At 35.9% G+C, this 22,704-nt stretch carries 14 protein-coding genes; 13 read left to right on the forward strand and 1 reads right to left on the reverse strand.

Annotated features, from left to right (window positions below):
- Positions 1 to 78: 78 nt before the first annotated feature.
- From ppdD to GQ593_RS07760, 5 genes are all read left to right on the forward strand, one after another.
- Positions 79 to 510 carry a prepilin peptidase-dependent pilin gene (ppdD, locus tag GQ593_RS07740; protein WP_160431520.1) on the forward strand — a complete coding sequence of 144 codons (432 nt, stop codon included), beginning with the start codon at positions 79 to 81 and terminating at the stop codon, positions 508 to 510.
- 39 nt (positions 511 to 549) lie between these two features.
- Positions 550 to 1,659 carry an ATPase, T2SS/T4P/T4SS family gene (locus GQ593_RS07745; protein ID WP_160431521.1) on the forward strand — a complete coding sequence of 370 codons (1,110 nt, stop codon included), beginning with the start codon at positions 550 to 552 and terminating at the stop codon, positions 1,657 to 1,659.
- Complete coding sequence (gene hofC, locus GQ593_RS07750; protein WP_160431522.1) at positions 1,656 to 2,831, forward strand: protein transport protein HofC; 1,176 nt, start codon at positions 1,656 to 1,658, stop codon at positions 2,829 to 2,831. Before GQ593_RS07745 ends, hofC begins: the two co-directional genes overlap by 4 nt.
- Positions 2,831 to 3,580, forward strand: a complete 750-nt coding sequence (locus GQ593_RS07755; protein ID WP_160431523.1) for a prepilin peptidase — start codon at positions 2,831 to 2,833, stop codon at positions 3,578 to 3,580. The genes hofC and GQ593_RS07755 overlap by 1 nt, the downstream gene beginning before the upstream one ends.
- 839 nt (positions 3,581 to 4,419) lie before the next feature.
- Positions 4,420 to 5,577 (forward strand): M20 aminoacylase family protein, encoded by a 1,158-nt coding sequence (locus GQ593_RS07760; RefSeq protein ID WP_160431524.1) that lies wholly within the window; start codon positions 4,420 to 4,422, stop codon positions 5,575 to 5,577.
- Between the two features lie 70 nt (positions 5,578 to 5,647).
- Here GQ593_RS07760 and ygfZ read toward each other — a convergent pair whose 3' ends face one another.
- On the reverse strand, positions 5,648 to 6,523 hold the full coding sequence (gene ygfZ / locus GQ593_RS07765) for a tRNA-modifying protein YgfZ (protein ID WP_160431525.1): 876 nt from the start codon (positions 6,521 to 6,523) through the stop codon (positions 5,648 to 5,650).
- A gap of 280 nt (positions 6,524 to 6,803) precedes the next feature.
- On the opposite strand from ygfZ, the gene ilvI reads away from it, so the two are divergent.
- The 8 genes from ilvI to eno all read left to right on the forward strand — a co-directional run bounded on the left by ilvI (position 6,804) and on the right by eno (position 22,612).
- Entirely contained in the window at positions 6,804 to 8,522 is a 1,719-nt protein-coding gene (gene ilvI, locus GQ593_RS07770) for an acetolactate synthase 3 large subunit (protein WP_160431526.1), read from the forward strand.
- Positions 8,522 to 9,016: an acetolactate synthase small subunit gene (ilvN, locus tag GQ593_RS07775; RefSeq protein ID WP_065586122.1), complete on the forward strand. Its 495-nt coding sequence runs from the start codon at positions 8,522 to 8,524 to the stop codon at positions 9,014 to 9,016. Before ilvI ends, ilvN begins: the two co-directional genes overlap by 1 nt.
- A gap of 102 nt (positions 9,017 to 9,118) precedes the next feature.
- Positions 9,119 to 11,302, forward strand: coding sequence for an IgaA/UmoB family intracellular growth attenuator (locus GQ593_RS07780; protein ID WP_160431527.1), 2,184 nt, complete (start codon positions 9,119 to 9,121; stop codon positions 11,300 to 11,302).
- A gap of 114 nt (positions 11,303 to 11,416) precedes the next feature.
- Positions 11,417 to 13,981 (forward strand): IgaA/UmoB family intracellular growth attenuator, encoded by a 2,565-nt coding sequence (locus GQ593_RS07785; RefSeq protein ID WP_160431528.1) that lies wholly within the window; start codon positions 11,417 to 11,419, stop codon positions 13,979 to 13,981.
- A gap of 572 nt (positions 13,982 to 14,553) precedes the next feature.
- Positions 14,554 to 15,954 carry a hypothetical protein gene (locus tag GQ593_RS07790; RefSeq protein ID WP_160431529.1) on the forward strand — a complete coding sequence of 467 codons (1,401 nt, stop codon included), beginning with the start codon at positions 14,554 to 14,556 and terminating at the stop codon, positions 15,952 to 15,954.
- An 875-nt stretch (positions 15,955 to 16,829) separates the two neighbouring features.
- Positions 16,830 to 18,947: a TonB-dependent receptor gene (locus GQ593_RS07795; RefSeq protein ID WP_160431530.1), complete on the forward strand. Its 2,118-nt coding sequence runs from the start codon at positions 16,830 to 16,832 to the stop codon at positions 18,945 to 18,947.
- Between the two features lie 678 nt (positions 18,948 to 19,625).
- Positions 19,626 to 21,263, forward strand: coding sequence for a glutamine hydrolyzing CTP synthase (gene pyrG / locus GQ593_RS07800; protein ID WP_160431531.1), 1,638 nt, complete (start codon positions 19,626 to 19,628; stop codon positions 21,261 to 21,263).
- Between the two features lie 47 nt (positions 21,264 to 21,310).
- Complete coding sequence (gene eno, locus GQ593_RS07805; RefSeq protein ID WP_160431532.1) at positions 21,311 to 22,612, forward strand: phosphopyruvate hydratase; 1,302 nt, start codon at positions 21,311 to 21,313, stop codon at positions 22,610 to 22,612.
- Positions 22,613 to 22,704: the final 92 nt, after the last annotated feature.

Here is a 22,704-nt window from a genome sequence, read left to right on the forward strand (position 1 = left end):
ACTTCGCTATTATTCCATTTTTTTGTTTTGTTATAAAGAATCTTCTATTAAATGATTGACTGAAAAATCGAGGTATTTATGTCTAATCAATCGGGGTTTACATTGTTTGAACTTATGATAGCCATTATTGTTATTGCTATCTTAACGGCTATTGGTGTGCCTGCATATCAAGGATATGTTAAAAAAGCCGCACTGACTGATATGCTGCAAATTATGACATCTTATAAAACGGCTGTCGAAATTTGTGCTGTAGAGCAAGGCAGTTTAACCAATTGTAGTAATGGTAATAATGGCGTACCAGCAAGCCGAACGTCTAACTATGTAACTTCAATCACGGTCAATAATGGCGTTATTACCTTGGTTGGAACTAGTGCCTTAGCGGGGTTAACTACCACACTGACACCAACAATCAATGCCACTCACGGTAATTTAGATTGGAATCGCGTTTGCACCACATCGCCAGTCGATGCAAGTTTAACCAGCGCTTGTGAAGATATCTTTAAATTTTAATGTTCGTATTTGACGATTAATAAATAAGGAAGTGCCTTTATGCAAGAAGAACAGCTAATTGAAAGTATCGACAAATTGTTGCTTGAAGCATTAGAAAAGCGCGCTTCGGATATTCATTTTGAACCTTACCAACATAGCTATCGTATTCGCATGCGCATTGATGGGGTTTTACATGATATGTTATCACCACAGCTTGCGTTGGCTAAACAGATAACGGCAAGGCTAAAAATCATGTCTAAGTTAAATATCGCTGAGCATCGATTGCCCCAAGATGGTCAACTTGTGATTGACCGTTACACAATGCGTATAGCCTCTTTACCGGTTATGCATGGTGAAAAGATTGTCTTAAGAGTAATGGATAATCATGAATCTGAATTAACAATCAATGACTTGCGGTTAACTGATACTGATCTATTAACGTTCAAACAAATTCTAGATTATCCGCAAGGATTGATTTTAGTTACTGGACCAACTGGTAGTGGTAAAACAGTCACATTATATAGTGGATTAAAATGGTTAAATAAAACCGAACGTAATATTTGCAGTGTTGAAGACCCTATTGAAATTCCTCTTGAGGGCATTAACCAAACTGCTATTAATCTTAAAGCTGGGTTAACCTTTGCTATGGTCTTACGGGCCTTACTACGGCAAGATCCTGATGTAATGATGATTGGTGAAATTCGCGATCGTGAAACTGCCGAAATTGCTATTCAAGCTGCGCAAACAGGACATTTAGTCCTCTCAACTTTGCATACTAATTCAAGTGTTGAGGCAATAACCCGCTTAAATCAAATGGGCATTGAAAATTATCTACTTTCATCAAGTTTAAAATTAGTCATCGCCCAGCGGCTAGTACGAAAATTGTGTCCTCACTGCAAGGTGGTGGCAAGTGATTTGGTTAGGTTGGGAAATGAACTCGAGCCACATTATTTGGCCACAGGTTGTCCTAATTGTATTGGCGGTTATAAAGGACGAATTGGACTATACGAACTTTTAGTTATCACCCCCAATATTCAACAGCAGATATTAGCGAATCAAACTATTTTTCCTTCAAATATGACTTCGCTAAAAATGGCTGGGCAAATATTAGTTAAACAGGGCATTACAACGCTAGCTGAATTAAATCGCGTATTGGGTGATACGGTATGAAACGGCTCTATTATTGGTATGATATAGATTTTAATCAACACAAAATCATCGCTAAATCACAACAAGCGGTTAAACGTCAGTTATTGTTACAAGGTAAAATCGCCATTAAGATCAAAGCAGGTAATATTATTACCGCACGCAGTTTTAATCGTGCTGACCTGCTGATCATTACTAAACAATTAGCGACCATGTTAAAGGCGGGGTTATCCATCATTGATACATTACAGTTGCTCGCCCAAGAACAAACCAAACCACACTGGCAATATCTGCTACTTGATATTAAACAGCAAATTGCTAAAGGGGAATTTTTATCGCAAGTATTACAGCAACATCACGCGGTGTTTTCTGCACTGTATTGCGAAATTATTGCAACCGGTGAACTCACAGGGCAGCTTGACGAAAGCTTTGAGCAGTTAGCGTTATTACTTGAAAAATCAATCAAATTACAAAAAAAACTCAAAAAGGCAATGCGTTATCCACTATTTTTATTATTAGTTGCGGTAATTGTAAGTTTAGTGATGTTGTTATTTGTTTTACCAAAATTTTCGGATATTTATCAAGATTTCGATGCCGAGTTGCCAGCTTTTACACAAGCGATTATCGATTTTTCCAACCATTTACAACAAAGTTGGTTAATTTGGTGCGTGGTCTTTTTTATCAGTTATTTATGTTATCAACGCTATTTAAAAGTGCGTTATCGCCATAAAATAGAGGCGATGGTAATTAAATTTCCCTTTATCGGTCATGTGATTAAAACCAGTTGCTTAGCCCAAATTTTTCAAACCATTGCTATCACCCAAAAAGCAGGCATACCATTATTAGCCGGTTTAGCTGCAGCGGCTAATACCACTTATTATGGTCTTTATCGTGATAGTCTTTCTCAAATCATTACAGACATTGAACAAGGGTATTCATTTAGCCATGTATTACATCGGCAAGTACACTTTCCCCACTTATGCGCTCAACTCATTTTTGTGGGAGAAGAGTCAGGTACGTTAGATTTAATGCTTGATAAGCTAGCAACCTATTATCAAGAGCAAAATCAGACTTTAACTGATAATCTATCACAAGCGTTTGAGCCATTATTAATGCTTGTATTAGCCTTGATTATTGGTAGTTTAATTGTGGCGATGTATTTACCTATTTTTCAAATGGGCGAGGTGATTCACTAATGCTAATGTTTATGATCATCTGTTTGGGGCTTGGCATGGGTAGCTTTGTGCATGTCGCCTATTGTCGCTATTTGCCAACACTGACGCCTTGCCAATATTTATACCACATTAGTGTGTACCGATCTGCTTGCCCACATTGTCATCATCGACTCAATGCTTGGCAATTGGTGCCAGTTGTTGCTTGGCTAATACTAAAAGGGCGCTGTCATTATTGCAAAGCCAAGATTTCATGTCGTTATCTTATTGTTGAATTATTTGTCGCAGCATTATTTGCGATTATCTATTTTGATAAAGGTATTAATTTTCAAAGTTGTATTTTAATGCTTCTTGGCTGCTATTTTTTGCTGTTGGCGTTCATTGATTTTAAATACTATTTATTACCTGATCTGTTTACGCAACCGTTGATGTGGATAGGTATTATGCTTGCCTATTTTAATATAACAAACATTGGGTTAGCCGATGCTTTACTGGGCATTTTTTTAGGATATCTGTTATTAAAGATACCCGCCACATTATTTTATTTAATCTCTAAAAAAGAGGGATTAGGGGGTGGGGATATCAAACTACTTGCCGCATTGGGAGCTTGGCTACCTTATACATTATTACCCCTATTATTGTTTTTTTCCTCGTTACTGGGGATTATGTACTATCTTTTTTTGCGATATGCACTCAATCAAAATATTACAAAGATTATTCCATTTGGTCCTTTTTTATTAATATCGGGTTATGTGATCTATTATTATTTATAGGGAAGAATCGGCTGGTTTACATTTTATGATTAAAATAACCTTCTAAAATCTTATAAGGCGCTTTGTCGAAAATCGCTTAACCTTTTGTGTTTTATCTTTTGAATCGCTAACTATGTGCTAATTATGCTATATCGCCATTAAAGTACATATCACGCTTTCAGCTTACCCATTGATTTGAAAGTTGGCAGTATTCGTGAATGTTTGATTTATACAATGGTTATCATACGTTATTCAATAAATACTGTGGAGTCTCAATTAATCACCAAACGGTATAGAATCCTGAATATTTTTTACAAAAAATAGAGCATAACATGTTAATAGTTATGTAAATATCCCATAGCGAGCACACTACTCATGTAGAAAATTGGGCAGTCTGTTGTCGTGTTTTATATGCAATTGCGTCAGGCATATTTAATGCCTATGAGGTCTTTCAGTGTTATAAATAAACGACCAACATAAAACAGTTAGTCCAATTGGTGACGGTGATTTTACTTTATGTTATAAGGGCTATCTCTTTTGTTTGCGAGGTGGTGTGATGCCTATTCATTACAGCAATTTTTTGAATTACTGTAAATAACACGAATAATTCCTGCGTATGAGTATTACTTGAAATTGTTGTTAAAAAGTTTCAGGAAACCTTACGTTTCAGTCAATTTTTGTTAATCAATACTGTGTTAAAAGTGCATAACGTAATCATTCTGTTCAATATATGCAACATATAACCAAAATTGCTATCCATAGTAAAAATAGTTATTTTTATAAAAATGAAAATCGCGTTATAGTGCTAGCTAAATCAGCGTGTTATGCTGTAAATCAGTTGCTAATTAAGGAATCATATCATGATATCAAATAGTATAAATGAACTAAAAAGCGAAATGATTGCGTGGCGCCATCATATTCATGCTCATCCTGAAACTGCTTTCCAAGAAGTCAATACCACCCAATTTATCATCGAAAAACTGCAATCATTTGGCATTACCGAGCTATATACTGATTTTGCCCCAACGGGGGTTGTTGGTATTATTAAAGGTAATCAAGAAGGACGGTGGATTGCGCTTCGGGCTGATATTGATGCATTAGATATTGTTGAAGAAAATAATATCGATTATTGTTCAACCATGCATGGCAAAATGCATGCATGTGGACATGATGGGCACACAGCTATGTTGCTAGGCACCGCCAAATATCTTAGCGAGCACCGTGATTTTGCTGGTACCGTTGTAGTTATTTTTCAACCTGCTGAAGAAAACGAGGGCGGGGCACGCGTTATGGTTGAAAATGGTTTATTTGAACAATTCCCGATTGAAGCGGTGTATGGCATTCATAATCAGCCTAATATGGAGTTAAATCACTTTTATATCAATCATGGTCCCATGATGGCATCGTATGATGTTTTTGAAATCAAAATCACAGGTGTTGGTGCACATGCCGCTGCTCCTCATTTGGGCAAAGATACGATACTAACTGCCACACAAATCGTTAATGGTTTACAAAGTATTGTCAGTCGTAATGCCGATCCTTTAAGTTCGTTGGTGGTTAGCGTAACGCAAATTCATAGCGGTGATACTTGGAATGTGTTACCGCAAGAAGCGGTGATTCGAGGCACTGTTAGGACTTTTAGTGCCCAAGTGCAAGATATGGCTGAAAGCCGTATTAAGCAAATAGCAACAGGTATTGCAACAACTTTTGAAGCCAAGGCTGAAGTGGATTATCAACGCCGTTACCCAGCGACGATTAATTATGCCAAACAAGCCGATATTGCTATTGTTGCTGCTAAAAAAGCCGTCGGGCAAGACAACTTAATTATTGATCCTCTTCCTTCAATGGGCTCAGAAGATTTTGCTTTTATGTTGCAAAAAATACCAGGAGTATATGTTTGGCTAGGTGCTGGTAAAGGTGCTAACTTACATAATCCAGCCTTTAACTTTAATGATGAAGTGTTAACAACTGGCGTACGCTATTTTATTGAAATTGTTAACCAAGAACTTGCGAACTAAGTTAAAACGATAGGCACAAAGACAGCTGGAATAAACGTGATGTTATTCCAGCTTGTTGGTCAAAAAACAATTAAAACGTCATTCGACTATTATCGTTTCCACAAACTCTAAATGGCGTATTTAAATCAATTCCATTATTCAATACGACTTGAACACAAACGCCGTCTTTGTCATCAAGTTTGGCTGCGGCTAATACTAGTCCACCTTCTCGCCAACTACCAGCAAGCTTATATTCGAGCGTATTGCCAATTTTAGGAAGAACATCACTGGTGCCTTTTATTACATACATTCCACGAGTATTAGCACCGCGAAACTGTGCTCTAGCGACCATTTCTTGACCACAGTAGCAACCTTTTTCAAAGCTAATTGCATCATAAGATTGTAAATTACAGGCTTGCGGTAATAAAATTGCCATATTGCTATCATCAATAATAGGATAACCCGCTTGCAAATCAAGTTTTAACCACTCACTGCATGGATTTAAATCATCAGCAATAGGTTCTGGCGTGACCATAATAACGCGCATTTCTGGTAAAGGTACTTTGATATAGGTGATGTTATTTTCAGTTAAGCAGCTTATATCACTTAGTTTTTCAGCGATTGCTGTGGGAATCGCATCACCGACCAAACCGATCATATTTAAATCTTGGACTGGCTCGATAGTCACTTTTGAAAAAACAGCATATTTTGCAAGTTCGGCAACTTGTTTTTTTACAACGCTTTTACGCTCAATATAGTAAATATCGTTACCGCGTTGAAATAACAATAAAGTACTCCACATTTTGCCTTTATTGTCGCAATGAGCGGCATAGAGCGTTGATTGTTCTGAAAGTCGGTTAATGTCATTGGTTATTTGCCCTTGCAGAAAAATACGGTTATCCTCGCCAGTAACTTTAACTAATTGCCAGTCCGCAAGTGAGGTTGGTTTAGATGAAATATTGCTCATATTGGTACCTTTGGGTAATGAAGAATTCTAGTACTGTTATGACTAGAAATACAGGTTCTGAGTGTATATAAAAAATAAAAAAATAACAATAAATCAATCGGCAATATTTAAATAAAATTGATAGGCTATGGATATTATTCATAATATTTCAAAAATTAATATTGTGAGTGCTCAATTTTATTTGTAATGAACTTAGCTAATTGACTTTATTGATTTTGCTTACAAGTTGATGCAAAATGATTCATAAAATGACAAATCAGTTACATTGGAGGCAACAACCATGGCAAAACTGTCAGGCGCAGAGATGGTTATTCAATCTTTGATTGACCAAGGAGTAAAACAGATATTTGGTTATCCCGGTGGTAGTGTTCTTGATATTTATGATGCTATTCACACGATAGGTGGCATTGAACATATTTTGGTGCGACATGAACAAGCCGCGGTACATATGGCTGATGGTTATGCAAGGGCAACGGGCGATGTTGGCGTTGTGTTAGTGACGTCAGGCCCTGGGGCAACAAATACCATTACCGGCATTGCAACGGCATACATGGATTCTGTACCACTAGTAATATTGTCTGGGCAGGTTGCGAGTAATTTGATTGGTAACGATGCATTCCAAGAATGTGATATGGTTGGAATTTCACGCCCCATTGTGAAACACAGTTTTTTAATTAAAGATAGTAAAGATATCCCTGAAACGATCAAAAAAGCGTTTTATATCGCATCGACAGGTAGGCCAGGGCCAGTGGTGATTGATTTGCCAAAAGATGTGGTTAATCCTGCCAATAAGTATAACTATCATTATCCAAAATCTGTCACCATGCGTTCTTACAACCCAACGATACAAGGTCACAAAGGACAAATTAAAAAAGCGTTAACGACTTTGCTAGCAGCTAAAAAACCCGTTTTATTTATTGGTGGTGGCGTAATTGCAGCCAATGCGAGTGATGCGATCAAAACGCTTGCTAAAAAACTAAATTTACCAGTTGCTTTAACATTAATGGGTATTAGCGCCTTTCCTGGTACAGACAAACATAACCTTGGCATGATTGGTATGCACGGTGTTTATGAAGCGAATATGGCTATGCATAATGCCGATGTCATTTTGGCTATAGGCGCACGGTTTGATGATAGAACAACAAATAATGTTGAAAAATATTGCCCAAAAGCCAAAATTATCCATATTGATATTGACCCAACCTCAATATCAAAAACCATTATGGCAAGTATACCGGTTGTGGGTGATGCAAAAATGGTGGTTGAAACAATGTTATCTCAAATCGATGAGCTAAATGTAGACCGTGATTTGGATGCATTAGTCGATTGGTGGAAGCAAATCGAACATTGGCGAGCTCGTCACTGTTTGGCTTATCGTCATGACGGTGAAAGCATCAAACCGCAGGAAGCCATTGAAGTATTATACAAATTGACCAAAGGGGATGCCTTTGTGGCAACCGATGTGGGTCAACATCAAATGTTTACAGCACTTTATTACCCATTTGACAAACCGCGTCACTTTATTACATCGGGTGGACTTGGCACCATGGGATTTGGCTTGCCAGCAGCTTTAGGGGTTAAATTGGCATTCCCTAAAAAAACCGTTGTCTGCGTAACTGGCGACGGTAGTATTCAAATGAATATTCAAGAGCTATCAACCGCATTGCAATATGGATTACCTGTACTGGTTTTAAATTTAAATAACCGTTTTTTAGGCATGGTTAAGCAGTGGCAAGATATGATTTATGCTGGACGGCATTCCAGTTCTTATATGGAATCTTTACCTGATTTTGCCAAAATTGCAGAAGCCTATGGCCATGTTGGAATGGTTATAACCAAACGTGAAGAGCTTGAACCTAAACTGAAACAAGCGTTAGCAATTAAAAACCGGTTGGTTTTTGTTGATGTCATGACCGATGCCACTGAACATGTGTATCCAATGCAAGTGCGAGGTGGGGCAATGAACGAAATGTGGCTTAGTAAAACGGAGAGAACCTAATGCGTTATATCTTATCAATTTTAACCGAAAACGAACCCGGCGCATTATCAAGAATAATTGGCTTATTTTCACAACGTGGTTTTAACATTGAAACAATTACTACCGCGCAAACTGAAGACCCAACTATGCATCGTATGACGATTCAAACAACGGGGGATGAGCATGTTCTTGAACAGATCCAAAAACAGTTGCATAAATTAGTTAATGTTTATCGTGTGCATGATTTAACCGAAGGGCCACATGTAGAGCGTGAGATCATGCTAGTCAAAGTTGCTGCAAAAGGTTCTGATGCGCGTGACGAGGTAAAACGTTGTGCCGATATTTTTAGAGGATCGATTGTCGATGTGACTGCAACTCATTACATCGTACAATTATCGGGCACAAGTGAAAAGCTAGACTCATTCTTAGCTTCAATTCGCGAAACTTGTAATATTGTCGAAACTGTACGCTCTGGGATTATTGGCTTATCGCGCAGTGAAAAAACAGTTAAATAGCTATATTTATTGTTAACATATTTAATTAAGGCGCATTGTGCGCCTTAATGTTATTAAAAATATTAGAATAAAAAAATAATATAATATAAGGAAAATAGTGAAATGGAGTTTTATTGGTTAATTAAGATTTTTTTAATAGGTCTTGCTATATTTTCTTGGATTAATTATAGCTCAAAAAGACATACAAATAAGCAAAATTTAAAGGATGTCATTAAAGATCGCATATCAATAAGAAAATTAACCGAAAACGAATTTGAACTTTTAGAACCTTATCTGAATAATAAATGGTTAGTGTTTCCGTATAAATATCAATCATCATTAATTGATTTAGAAGTATCAAAGATAGCAGGAAATTGTGTCCGTCATAGTTTATATACGAATACTGAAGAAACATCTTTTTATTATGAGATTGATGGGATTGAACTCTTTTTCCCTTATAACATGTACCTCCATATTTCAGATTTTAACGTTGCTGAAGTCGTTTTTACCGAGAAATATGCATTTGTGGTTAAAATCAATGATTATGATCTAAAAACTGCCGCAGAATCTCAAGGCGGAATCATATGCTCAGAATTAGATGAACCTTGGATGTATGAGCAATCTTTTGATTCTAAAATGCCAGAAGATGAACAAACAAGTAATGATACTGTTGTGAGCGTAAAACCGAACCCTGACAAAAAAATAGATTTTGTAAAATTGTTGGAACGTGAAGAAACTCCATTAGAATTAAGAAATAGAAATAAAAAAGGTAACGGTCTATTATCAGCTATTTTTTTAACTTTGATGACTGTGTTTTTCCTTATCTATTGGTATTCCAATAATTCTACCATCCTTATTTTAGTTATTTTTAGTACGATACTTTCCGTTATTTTTTATTGGTATCAGCCTAGATCTAAATACGATTTAAACAACGTAATTTGCGTTAAGGGCTTAATTAAAAATAAAAACGTTTCTAAAAAAGAAGTTATCATTGGTGAAGATTATATTTTAAACATTCCCCACCATTGGCTGCCTTTTCTTCCTGAGAAGTCGTTTTTGCCTGCAAACATGGACATATCAGTGAGTGATAGAAAGCTAATTCGTTATGAAAATACACTTTCAATTAGCCAAGAAATCGAACAATTTGGAGCACCAAAATTTGCTAGGCGTAATTTGATACTCTTAATTACTGGAATTATTTTATCTGCTGTTGTCTATTTTCAAACAAGTTTAGCTGTTAATGCAATATTAGCTTATCAATTTTTCAACAGCGATATAACCACTAGAAATTTACAGGATGAATCAACCTTAAAAAATAGTCCAATTCAAAAAGGTGATTTAGTCAATATAAAAATAAGTGGTGCATCATGCGATGTAAATGAAAATAGGTGTCATACATTATTCATCAATAATCAACCTATTGATATCGAAACGAATTACATAGCATCAATAGCTGAACCAATGAAAAATTTATTTAAAGATAATTTTATAAATACTCGTGTTGATCAAGATGTTATTGCAGTCCAGCAATATCAAGACCGATTGATTGAATTGTATAAATCCTTTGATAGGATATCATCTCAATATCAACGATATATCAAAGAATCATTTACAAAACTAATAGATATTGGAAAAATCGTAATTACTGTGAATAAAGTTTGTAAAGTTTCTGAAATCGATTGTCTTAGCGTCAAGAAAGAGTTGACTGCCTTGTTTGATATACAGGTTTCAGATGATTTATCTGATTGGGAAAAATTTGTTAATGAATCTGAAATTAATCCAAATCATGATGAGATTGTTTCCGTCAGAAATGTTTCTAAGCTTGATAATTCAATCTCAAGATTGAAGGCAGATGTAATCGCAAGATTAAAGAGTACTGTTTCAGATTATCAGCATGATAAATCAAGTTTTAGGGTTGATTTATCCGAAAATAGTTACTTAGAAATGGGCAAACTAGAACATATAAATAATGACAAATCAGGACCTGTTTCATTATTAACAGTAGAGCACTATTATGATGTGCTATTTGCAAAAGCGGGGAATATTGACGTTGTTGGACGGGTTAGCGATATTTATTATCGAGATGATAATTCAATATCGGGTTTGAAGATTAACGCAAACTCTCATTACAGTACGAATTTAGATGAACTATTTTCATTCGTATCCCCAATTTTTGTTAGTCTTGCTGTTTTTATGATTACGGCTTTAGTTTCGATTTTAAATGGCGTTGCAATTTGTTACAAATTGTTGGCTAATCATCGACGCAAGAATAAAATTTTAGCTATATATAAAGAGCGAATAATATAATTATTATGTAACATATTGTTATATAGAAAATTAAATGTAATCGCATTTGGTTTTCTACATTGTTAAACATAAAAAAATAGAAATACAATGAAATAAAAAGGAAAACGCCAAAAAATGGATACTATTTTTACTTTAAAAATCATTTTGCTCCTAATTATGTTATTTATTACCTTAATCGGATTTGCGAAGTGGTGTGATTTTAAATCTGAACGTCGACAAAACAGAAGAAACCTAGAAGAGCGTATAAATAATTGTAAAACAATAAGAAGGTTAACATCAGAAGAACTTGAGCTGATAACCCCTTATCTCACCGATAAAAAATTGGTAAAACCTTATAAATTGCAATCTTCATTAGTGAATTCTGAAGTATCTATTATTGAGGGCGCCTGTGTTCGTCATAGTTTTTATACCGATTCAAAAGAAACTGAATTTTATTACAAAATCGATGGTATCGAAGTCCTATTCCCTTATAATTTACAACTATTTGCTTTAGATTATAATATTGTGGAAGTTGTTTTCACATCGCGCTATGCGATTGCCGTTAGTTTTAATGGCTATGGTTTTGATACGTTAGCAGATTTTAGTGATAATTCCAATGATGAAAATAACAAATATGGTTTATCATTTTTCTCTAACTTAAGTCGAACAATAAAAGAAGAAGAATACCAACTACTTGAACCTTATCTTAACGACCCATCTATGGTAGGGCCTTATGAACATGGGCCTTCATTAGTTAGTCCAACTGTTTCAGTTATCGTTGGCTCTTGTATTGCTATTAACCAGTCTAATAAGCGTAATGATCCTATCTATACTTATCGAATTGGTGATACCGTTGTCTTTTTTCCTTATGACATGGAACAATACGTTGAAGACATCAATATCGTACAAGTCGTATTTACTGAACGCTATGCATTAGTGGTCAAACTCAATCAATATGACCTAAAAACAGCACAACAAAATCAAAAACAACCAAACAAAAAACCGCATTTTGTCAAGCCTTGGGAAAGCAAAAAAACACAAGCTGAACTCGAAATTGAACAAAACCTAACTGACGCAAATGACAGCATAATTAAAATTGATAAAAATATTGAATTAAAAAGCAAATTTAGTTGTGAAATAGTCGAACAACGTGAAGAAACACCTCTAGAATCGGCGATTCGAAGTAAAAAAAATACTGGCATATTTGCTGCCGTTTTTTTAGTGGTAGCTGCTATGTTATTTGTTAAGTACTGGCACTCTTTTGATCGTTTTTTACCTGTACTTATCATGCTTAGTTTATCTGCTACTGTTTTCTTTTACTTGCGTAAAGCTGAATCTTACACATTAGATGTTAACCGCATAAAAGCGAAAATTCGACACAAAGACGACATAAAAAACCAAATGGTAGTTGGTGATAATCTCACTTTAAAATACCCTGCTTATTGGATTCCATTTCTGCCTGATAAAACGAATGAAAATATCGACATGGATATCGTTGCAAATAGCAAAAAACTGCTTCGTTATGGCAATTCATTATCCATCAGTCGTGAAATAGAAGAATTTGGGCCGCCAAAATTTATAATGCGCAATCTAATACTATTTGTTACAGCGCTTATTTTATCTATTAGCATCTTTAAATTAGTTAATATCTCCGATAATTTGCCACTGGCTAGTTATCCTTTTAATGACCATGTCAGTATTTGGAACATTAAAGATGCTAAATCTTTAAAAAACAGCCCAATCAAAAAGGGCGACTTGGTTAATATAAAACTCAACGGCGCATCATGTAATGCGCAAAGCAACATATATTTAGAACATTGCGATAAAGTGTTTATTAACGAGCAAACCGCAAACAATGCCGAAGATGCCTCATTTGAGAACGATTTGTTAAACGCGTTTTTTGGCAATAACTTAATTAAAACAGTACGAGATAATGACGTAACAGAGCTTGAAAACCAGCTAAACAACAGAAAAAACACAGACTACAACGCGGATTACCAATCGGGCGTAATATTAACCAAACTATTACATATTGATCGCTTAATTCTAACTATCGACGAAAGCTGCCAATTGTTAGAAGAGGACAAATGTAGACGAGCCAAGCAGATTTTAATCCAAACCATTAAACCAACCGCCAGCACACTCGACCAATGGCCTCAACTTGTCGAATATAGCAAACAGCACCCAAACTACGAAAAGATTATCGTTGCTGGCATGCTCGAACACCTAGAACCACAAATCAATAACTTAAAAAGAAGTGTGTTATCTTACTACCTAGAAAAAGCAAACACAGCGCTAACTGATTATCAACAATCAGCACAAAGTGTCGGCTTAGCATTAGCAAATACACAAGAGATAAAAATCAGTTATCCCGATGACGAAGATATAAGCTTGACAGAAACATACTATAATGCGTTATTAGGAAAGGGCGGAAAGGTGAAAGTTTCAGGACTAGTGACGGGGGTAAATTATCAAAGTGATAACACAATTTTAGATCTAACTATTAATAATGATTTTTTATATAGGTTTCATCAAGAACAGTTATTGTCATTCACCTCGCCAATATTTATCGGCATTTCTATTTTTATTATCACTGCCTTAATAGCGTTGTTTCATGGCATAACCATTTGCTATAAATTAATTGCGAATCGACAGAGAAAAAATAAAATCATTAAATCATATGAAAATAAAATAATATAATGACTATTTATAACTGATTTACAGCAAAAATGAAGGCTTTATCGAAAAACGATAACTAAACCATTTGTATAGGAATGATTTAGGCTATGTTATTTGATAGAGCCTTCAGACTTTTGGTTTTTATATTCTATTTATTGCTTTTAGTGCATAAGCAATTGGGTTATAGAAACAAATTTATATCCCAAAATGGTTATAATAATTTGATTTTATTGTTTTTTTGTTTGATGTTTTTTTTAAGCGCCAGACAAATCATTCTCCAAAATTCACCAACAAAAACTTAACCTCCACTCTGAAAAAATTTACATATTTTTAACAAAAAACTAGCACATTGTTTTTCAATAGATTATAATTTAACCTTTTTTAAATTAGATTAATGCTCATTAGTTGAGCGGTCATTATAAAAAATACAAATTAAACAAAAGGTTGATAGGATGATCGAAGTGCGTTACCATTTTCAATACCTCTATAGTCTAAAACAGACTCCATTTTTATTATCGAAATCATTGAGCTTGGCGTCATCGAGGTCGAGTTGTAAGCTTTTATCCTCCTTATCAAAGTCTTCATTGGCTTTTGTGTCATTGTTGTTACTGTCGTGTTCGTTTGGTACACAAGCGTTATCTGTTTATATGTCAAGTACATCAAAAGTTATTGAAGGTAGAGAGCCGTATTTAACGTTTGATGGGGGGCGAACTAAGGAGTTTTCAGCGAAGACTTTATTAGCTATCACGTTGCCGGACGGTCGAATCATTAAACCAACGTTTAATACATCAAATGCCATGAATCCAATAAGATTACCTTATGCAGGGATTACATTGGGGGATATAGGCACGTTGATACCACCACCAGCTGATTCAGTAAGTTTAAATGATTTAGTGAACACCTATCATTATTGGGGAGATGATGACGGAGATGGTCAGGGTACTGATGGTGTTACTGTGACGGGTAGTATCTCGGTGAATTTTACTGATAAGGATGGTAATACGGTAGGTCGTAATGATACATTAGATCCCTGTAAGGCCCCATATAAGATGACATTAAGTAGTACAGATGGAAGTTTAACTACACAGTACGGAATCCCTAATACAAGCCATTTCGATGGTTACTCAGTGTCGTATTATATCAATCCGTATGACTCTAGTATTTGTTATATAAGGCCGAATCTCAATAATGGCTTACATGATTTTAGAGGCCCTGCTAACATATGGGATCCCGACAACGGTTTTTTAGTTCAGTCAACCAGTCCGTTATCTTACGGTAATAATTTTCCTACTACGGGTGCTCATGGTTTGTATTTTGATTTAATTGTCCGTGGCGGAGATGGAAATGGGTTGACGTGGTCAACTGTCAACTTGGGCGGGAGCGGGATAACTGCTACAGTCACATGGGTAAGACCAAACAGAAGTGATGATTGGATTTTTAATAGAACCCGTGTAGCTCGGGTAACATTAACGGGGCCTAGGGCGACTCCTAGTCAGGTGGCTTCTGATAATCCTAGTCCGCTTACTCCGTTGCTATCTTTGCCGCAGACATTTGAGTTAGTGGGTAAGGACAGTAGTGGTAATGTGGTACTCAAGTATGGGTTTATGTTGAAGCAGTGGTTTGTCAATCGGGGGTATGAGTTCTTTGATATTGACACTCAAACAGCTTGGTGTCATAGTTTGGGGTATCGAATGCCGCATATAAGGGATTTAACTAACGCGAAGTGTGGTATACATTATAGTTTTCCATGTGTAAACGGGATCGATGGCGCAACACCGTCATCATCTTATAATGTTTACCAACGACAAATAGGTGCAGGATTTTTCACTGAGTGGGGGCCGGTGATAAGTTACAGCGGTCCGGGCTTTGGTCGCTACCAAAACTGGACGAGCGACGCGTCAGGTAGTAAGTGGTTTTCTGTCAGCCCGATTGACGGCAAGGTCCTTCTCGACTTTCCACAGTTCCGCAATAATGTTGTTTGCACCGTACCTTAGTTTTTAGTCCTTAATCCTTAGGCCGCGGGGGGGATAGTGCCAACAAGAAGGCAATATAACAACCAATAGCGCCCAGAAGTAGTTGGGGTGCCTTATTGTGGTTGCGCTGTTTGCGGTGTCCCCCCCCGCCTCCAGACGAAGCCAAAGGCGTGGTTAGCTATTCATGGATTATACGCTATTGCGATTTTAAACTCGTGGTCATAGTAGCTATTTTGAACACTAAACTACAAACGTCTGAAACCACTGTATCCAATCCATTCCAATCACAAAACAAAAAAACTTTTTTGCAAAAAAAATATCAGAAAAATTATTGATTTTATATAATTTTTTACTAAAAACACACCAATTTGTTTGAGCTAACTGTAGCTACATTATCATCAAAGTAAAACGTCCAAAAATCACCACACCTAATTTAATTCATCCAACGACTTAGTCATCAAACAATTTTATAAAAATGTGGCATAGAACATGGGCTTCGGACTTATGCCCTAGTAAAAATAGAAAAATCATTACTATAAGTATTGTCAATTCTTCAATTGCTTAGGAAATATTATGACAGAGTATGTTAATGCAAAGAAAAATGATTTTGCTCAAATAGTATCATGCTTGACGACCCTTTGAGAGCACAATTTATTGCCGATTGGTGAGAGTATTTTTTCTTTATGATATAGGTGTTGTTTCTCTTGCCTGTTATAAGGTATATCCCTATCCATTACCGTTGTTGCTTAATTTACTGTAAATGGTGCGAGTTTTTCACGTAATATGGATAAAAAATATAATATAAGTTGATCATGAAAATGATAATCATTATCATAATATTGTTATTCTAGTTTTAAGTAATAAAGTAAAATCATAAACGATAGGACGGACAAACAATGAAGTTAGTTAATCAATTAGCAATATTCAGCTTATTGGGTACCACGTCTGTTATTGTTGGTGCACAAGAAAAATTTAATGATGATACTAATATCGAGACAATGAAGGTTTTTGCTAATATTAAGGATAATAATGATCAGCGGATAAAAAAATCATCAACAGCAACAAAAATGCCTTTTGATATCAAAGATATTCCTCAAACAATTAATGCTGTTAACCTTGAGCAACAAAAAATTTATGGGCAAAATGATCTCAATGTGATAGTCAATAAATTGCCAGGGGTTGATACAACCTATGACATGCGGGATGAAGGTATAAAAATTCGAGGTTTTTCGGCAAGTTCTGGTGATATTTATCGCGATGGTATTCGTGCTAGTGGGCAGGTTAGGCAAAGTACTGCAAACATAGAGCGGATTGAAGTGTTAAAAGGTCCTGCATCTGTGCTTTATGGACGTGGATCAGGTGGTGGAATCATTAATATGATTAGTAAACAAGCTAATTTTGATTCACCTTCGATCTTAAGTTTACGTAGTGGTTCATGGGATAAGTATGGTGGTATGGTGGATATCAATCAGGTTTTATATGATAAACTTGCCATACGAATGACTGTCGATCATCAATCAGACAGAAGTTTTCGTAAAGGAATTAAGCAAAGAGATACAATGGTATCGCCAAGTATACTCTATGACAACTTAGATGGATTTAATTGGTTAGTTCAATATACTTATGATAATTTATGGCGTAAGCCAGATAGGGCGCCGGCTTATTATGATTTACCTAAAGGCGTATCGATTAAAACGGCCTATGCACACCCGGATGATTATGTGAAAGATAATTATCGTTCATTACGTTCTGTCATGGGATTTGAACTCAACCCTGACTGGTCTATTAAATTAACTAATTTATACCGTCAAGCCTCTCAAAACTTCGATCATATTTATGCAGGTAATTATTGTCATTTAAATGGCAAACTGAATAATGGTAAAGATTGTCATTATCAAGGTAAATTGCAATTTCGCCGAGCTTGGCAAGAAACCGCTAATAAGACATACAGTAATACTGCCGATTTAATGGGTAAATTTAATACAGCAAGTATTGTGCATGATATGCTTATTGGTATTGAATATAACATTGAAAAACGTCAGCCAAGATTAGCCCTAACCAGCGCTTATCCAGAAGTGGTTGATCCATTTCATCCGCATTGGTATTCCAAAAAGCCTCATTATAGTAAATTGAATACCAAAACCAATCATAAAGCCACATCGAAAGGATTTTATTGGCAAGACTTGATTAGTTTGACAGCACAATGGAAATTATTAGCAGGACTACGTTACGATAATTATAATTTTGCATCAAATGATAAATTAAAACACCAAAACCGTTCGTATGACGGTCACTCATTAAGTCCTCGAGTTGGTATAATTTGGCAGCCTATAGAATCGCAGAGTTTTTATGCTTCTTATAGTAAAAATTTTGCACCTTATGGCGGGCGAGGTCTTATTACAATTTCGACCGACTCAAAAACAGTTTATGATGATAAACCCCAATATTCGCGTCAATATGAGGTTGGAATTAAAAGTGACTGGCTAGATGATAAGCTTTCCTCTCAAATTGCCATTTATGATCTTGAACTATATAATGTTCGTTATCAGCCTGATGCTGTTAATGACCCTTATAATTGGCAGGTTAAAGGGAGTGATCGTAGCCAAGGTTTTGAACTAAGTGTTATTGGTCAGCTGGCAACAAAATGGTACGTTAATAGTGGTATTGGCTATCAACAAGCTAAAGTTCATAAAGATAAAAAAACGCCAGCCAATCGGGACAAATATTTGCCTAATACGGCTAAGCATAGTGGTTATTTAAGCGTTCGTTATTTACCTTACGATAATTGGTTTACAGAAGTGGAACTCAATTATAAAGGCTCGATGTATAACGATAATAAGAATCAATTCAAACGCCCAGGTTATACCGTATGGAATACAGCAGTTGGTTATCAATCTCGGCGTTTTGACGTGACTTTAGCATTAACTAATTTATTAGGTAAAGAGTATTGGCGTTCAAGTAGTATGCCTGGTACACCGAGAGCCTTTTTGCTGACTGCAACTTATAAGCTGTAGCGTAATTTAAAAATGCTGAATTGATTGAGGATTAAAAATGAGTTAAGTAATTATTAGTAAGATAACTCAACCTATTTATTCAGCATTTTGTTAATAAATTGAGGTATGTTAGTACTAAACATAAGTTTATCAACTCTTTTTTAATTAGTGGAGAGAGTGATAATTTAAGATTGAATATTGGCGGCGATAACTAAGTCATTAAATTGCAATTTAAATGATTTGAGTGAGTTCAACATAGCATTTGATACCAATTCTATTTTTCCTTCTGTCAATACAGTTTTAGCAATAAACCATTATCTAATGGCGCATTTAATATTAAAGTAAACGGTCTTTTGGGATCACATAAAACATTAAAAAATGATAAAAGGGTGTGTTGACGCTAACTAAAAAGCATAACAAGCTGTCACCGATATAATTAGCAAGGCTAATTAAAAAAATAACTCGATCTAGATGAGGGTAATAAAATTCTTTATGCATTATTAAAGGTACTAACCCAAATAGGAGTAAATTTGGCTAATGCCCCTTTTAAAAGAATTAGTTAAAACTCATTATTCAATTGTGAGGTAAGGCGGATTCTGTTATACTGCATTCCCGTCTGATTCTTGTATGTTGTATTGGTTTTGATGTCTAAAAATCGATGCAATATTGTTCTAATAAATTAATAATGGTCTAATATTAATGGTCACGAATTATATTTTTGTTACAGGCGGTGTCGTTTCTTCTCTTGGTAAAGGCATTGCCGCAGCATCTCTCGCTGCAATTTTAGAAGCCCGCAATTTAAAAGTCACCATGCTCAAGCTTGATCCCTACATTAATGTCGATCCGGGCACAATGAGTCCTATTCAACATGGTGAAGTGTTTGTGACAGAAGATGGTGCTGAAACCGATCTTGATTTGGGTCATTATGAACGTTTTATTCGCACTAAAATGACGCGAAAAAATAATTTCACTACAGGTCGCATTTATTCTGATGTGTTACGCAAAGAGCGCCGTGGCGATTATTTAGGGGCAACGGTTCAAGTTATACCACATATCACTAATGCAATTAAATCACGTGTGATTGATGGGGCAAAAGGTTTTGATGTTGCCATTGTTGAAATCGGTGGTACAGTGGGTGATATTGAATCTCTTCCATTTTTAGAAGCGATCCGTCAATTAGCGGTGGATGTGGGTCGTGAACACACGTTATTTATGCATCTAACGCTAGTGCCTTATTTAGCATCTGCTGGTGAAGTGAAAACCAAACCAACACAGCATTCAGTAAAAGAGTTACTGTCAATTGGTATTCAACCGGATGTTTTAATTTGCCGCTCTGATCGCATTATTCCTGCTCATGAACGTGCCAAAATCGCACTATTTTGTAATGTGCCTGAGCGTGCTGTTATTTCGCTTAAAGATGTTGATTCTATTTACAAAATACCTGCGTTATTAAAATCGCAAAACTTAGATACCTTCGTTTGCAAACGATTTAATCTTGAATGTAAAGAAGCTGATTTATCACAATGGGAACAAGTGATTTATGAAGAAGCCAACCCAGTGGGTGAAGTAACCATTGGTATGGTGGGTAAATATATTGCTTTACCCGATGCTTATAAATCAGTGAATGAAGCGTTAAAACACGGGGGATTAAAAAATCGTTTAACAGTGCACATTCGTTATATTGATTCAGAAGATCTTGAATCGCGTGGCACAGAATTACTTCAAGGCTTAGATGCGATCTTAATTCCAGGTGGATTTGGTTATCGTGGCGTTGAAGGTAAAATTATGGCAGCTCGCTATGCGCGTGAAAACAAAATTCCATATTTAGGTATTTGCCTTGGTTTACAAGTAGCTATGATTGAATATGCGCGTAATGTTGCAGGTATTAAAGATGCTAACTCAACCGAATTTGTTAAAGATTGTGCAAGCCCAATCATTGCTTTAATCACAGAATGGAGTGATGAATCCGGCAATGTGGTACAACGTAATGAAAACAGTGATTTAGGTGGCACAATGCGTTTAGGTTCACAAATTTGCCATTTAGAACCAAATTCATTAGTATACGGTATGTATAAAAATGAATCGATTACTGAGCGTCATCGACATCGTTACGAAGTAAACAACAATTTATTACCTGAAGTGGTTAAAGCAGGGTTAAAAGTGACAGGTCTTTCAACGGATAGAAAGCTGGTCGAAATTATCGAAATTCCAGATCATCCATGGTTTGTTGCGTGTCAGTTCCATCCGGAATTCACCTCAACACCACGTGATGGGCACCCACTATTTAGTAGTTTTATTAAAGCTGCCAAAGATTATCAAGAGCAGCAACAAAAATAGTTTTGAATTAACATTTGTAATATATCTGTCATATAGAGGAAAATAACATGGCAAAAATCGTTAAAGTACATGGTCGTGAAGTCATCGACTCTCGTGGTAATCCAACTGTTGAAGCCGAAGTTCATTTAGAAGGTGGGTTTGTTGGTCTTGCAATCGTTCCATCAGGGGCATCAACGGGTTCACGTGAAGCGTTAGAACTTCGTGATGGTGACAAATCTCGCTTTTTAGGTAAGGGCGTATTAAAAGCGGTAGAAAACGTAAATGGACCAATCGCTAAAGCTGTTGTTGGTAAAGATGCATTAGATCAAGCTGCTATCGACCAAATCATGCTTGACTTAGATGGTACTGATTTCAAATCTAACTTAGGTGCAAACTCAATTCTTGCAGTATCTTTAGCAACGGCTAAAGCAGCAGCTGCCGCTAAAGGTGTTCCACTTTATCAACACATTGCAGATCTTAACGGCACTCCAGGTCAATATTCAATGCCATTACCAATGATGAACATCATCAACGGTGGTGAACATGCGGATAACAACATTGACTTACAAGAATTTATGATTCAACCAGTTGGTGCTAAAACAGTACGTGAAGCAATTCGCATGGGTTCTGAAGTATTCCACAACTTAGCTAAAGTATTACATGCTAAAGGCATGAATACAGCAGTAGGTGATGAAGGTGGTTTTGCGCCTAACTTAGGTTCAAATGCTGAGGCATTAGCTTGCATTAAAGAAGCTGTTGAAAAAGCAGGTTATGTATTAGGTAAAGACATTACTTTAGCAATGGACTGTGCCGCTTCTGAGTTCTATAACAAAGAAACAGGTAAATACGTATTAAAAGGTGAAGGTAATAAAGAATTCACTGCGCAAGAATTTACTCATTATTTAGAAGGTTTAACAGAACAATATCCAATCGTATCAATCGAAGATGGTTTAGACGAAAGCGATTGGGAAGGTTGGGCATACCAAACTAAAGCATTAGGTCACAAAATCCAATTAGTGGGTGACGATCTATTTGTAACCAATACAAAAATCTTCAAACAAGGTATTGAAAAAGGTATTGCTAACTCTATTTTAATTAAAGTAAACCAAATCGGTACATTAACTGAGTCTATTGCTGCAGTTAAAATGGCGAAAGATGCGGGTTATACTGCTGTTATTTCTCATCGTAGTGGTGAAACTGAAGATTCAACAATCGCTGATCTAGCTGTTGGTTTAGCTGCTGGTCAAATCAAAACTGGTTCTATGAGCCGTTCTGATCGTGTTGCAAAATACAACCAATTAATTCGTATTGAAGAAGCATTAGGTTCAAAAGCAGCATTCAATGGTTTAAAAGAAGTTAAAGGTCAATAATTAGTTTTTTATAAACTAAATTATCACTTAAAAAAACGGTGACTAGTTCACCGTTTTTTATTTTCATATAATTTAAACCTGCTTTATGTAGG

This window comes from Gilliamella sp. Pas-s25, assembly GCF_009795885.1.
Taxonomy (GTDB): Bacteria; Pseudomonadota; Gammaproteobacteria; order Enterobacterales; family Orbaceae; genus Gilliamella.

Bases quoted from the DNA above. Each gene is read 5' to 3' on its own strand.
- GQ593_RS07745 (WP_160431521.1), top strand. From the start codon at position 550: ATGCAAGAAGAACAGCTAATTGAAAGTATCGACAAATTGTTGCTTGAA.
- pyrG (WP_160431531.1), top strand. From the start codon at position 19,626: ATGGTCACGAATTATATTTTTGTTACAGGCGGTGTCGTTTCTTCTCTT.
- GQ593_RS07780 (WP_160431527.1), top strand. From the start codon at position 9,119: ATGGAGTTTTATTGGTTAATTAAGATTTTTTTAATAGGTCTTGCTATA.
- GQ593_RS07755 (WP_160431523.1), top strand. From the start codon at position 2,831: ATGCTAATGTTTATGATCATCTGTTTGGGGCTTGGCATGGGTAGCTTT.
- hofC (WP_160431522.1), top strand. From the start codon at position 1,656: ATGAAACGGCTCTATTATTGGTATGATATAGATTTTAATCAACACAAA.
- ilvN (WP_065586122.1), top strand. From the start codon at position 8,522: ATGCGTTATATCTTATCAATTTTAACCGAAAACGAACCCGGCGCATTA.
- ilvI (WP_160431526.1), top strand. From the start codon at position 6,804: ATGGCAAAACTGTCAGGCGCAGAGATGGTTATTCAATCTTTGATTGAC.
- eno (WP_160431532.1), top strand. From the start codon at position 21,311: ATGGCAAAAATCGTTAAAGTACATGGTCGTGAAGTCATCGACTCTCGT.
- GQ593_RS07760 (WP_160431524.1), top strand. From the start codon at position 4,420: ATGATATCAAATAGTATAAATGAACTAAAAAGCGAAATGATTGCGTGG.
- GQ593_RS07795 (WP_160431530.1), top strand. From the start codon at position 16,830: ATGAAGTTAGTTAATCAATTAGCAATATTCAGCTTATTGGGTACCACG.
- ppdD (WP_160431520.1), top strand. From the start codon at position 79: ATGTCTAATCAATCGGGGTTTACATTGTTTGAACTTATGATAGCCATT.
- GQ593_RS07785 (WP_160431528.1), top strand. From the start codon at position 11,417: ATGGATACTATTTTTACTTTAAAAATCATTTTGCTCCTAATTATGTTA.
- ygfZ (WP_160431525.1), bottom strand. From the start codon at position 6,523: ATGAGCAATATTTCATCTAAACCAACCTCACTTGCGGACTGGCAATTA.